General features: G+C 72.9%; 1 protein-coding gene. It reads left to right on the top strand.

Going from position 1 to position 269, the window contains the following annotated elements; all coding sequences use genetic code 11:
• On the top strand, nucleotides 1-269 hold a 269-nt coding region (locus AF337_RS30655; protein WP_152971246.1), incomplete at both ends, for a LysR family transcriptional regulator.

Here is a 269-nt window from a genome sequence, read left to right as displayed (position 1 = left end):
GGCGATTGCAAGGGAGCGCAGCTTTCGCGCCGCCGCCCGCAAGCGTGGGGTTTCGGCCTCATCGCTCAGCGACTCGCTGCGGCGGCTGGAAGAGCGGCTCGGCGTGCGCCTGCTCAATCGGACGACGCGCAGCGTCACGCCGACGGCCGCCGGGGAACGATTGTTGGCGCAACTAGAGCCGGCGCTCGGCGAGGTCGCCGCCGCGCTCGGGGCGCTCGACAATTTCCGCGACAGGCCGGCCGGCACGCTGCGGCTCAACGTGCCGACGG

The organism is Rhizobium ecuadorense (assembly GCF_001187535.1).
GTDB lineage: Bacteria > Pseudomonadota > Alphaproteobacteria > Rhizobiales > Rhizobiaceae > Rhizobium > Rhizobium ecuadorense.
Note: the sequence above shows the minus strand (reverse complement) of the source record. Positions and strands in the feature narration are given on the sequence as shown.